Source organism: Bradyrhizobium sp. LeoB3 (assembly GCF_055456055.1).
In genome coordinates this window covers 1-269 of the sequence record NZ_JBVBEF010000459.1, presented here as the reverse complement: position 1 = coordinate 269, position 269 = coordinate 1, and the positions used below count along the sequence as shown (strand labels likewise).

Sequence of the window (269 nt, the reverse complement as noted above, 5' to 3'; positions counted from 1 at the left end):
CAGCACGAACCGGCGCATGTAGAGATTCGCCAGCAATGGGGAGATGGGTGAACCTTGCGGGATGCCGCGCCGCTTGTCTCGGGCTTCGGTCGTACGTGTCTTCCTTCCTCGATCGTCGGTTTCTTCCACGGGACACTCCAGCCACATCTTGATCAGATGCAGCACGCGCCGATCGACAATTCGGCGTGCTACCGACTTCAGAAGTTCGGCATGCGGAATGCTCCCGAAGTAGTCCGCGAGGTCGGCGTCGACGACTTCCGGGTGACCAC

Annotated in this window: 1 protein-coding gene; it reads right to left on the bottom strand. The window is 60.6% G+C overall.

All coding sequences use genetic code 11. The annotated features are described in order from the left end of the window. The coding region (locus tag ACZXDY_RS46700; RefSeq protein WP_464350131.1) for a reverse transcriptase domain-containing protein at positions 1 to 269 on the bottom strand (269 nt) is incomplete at both ends.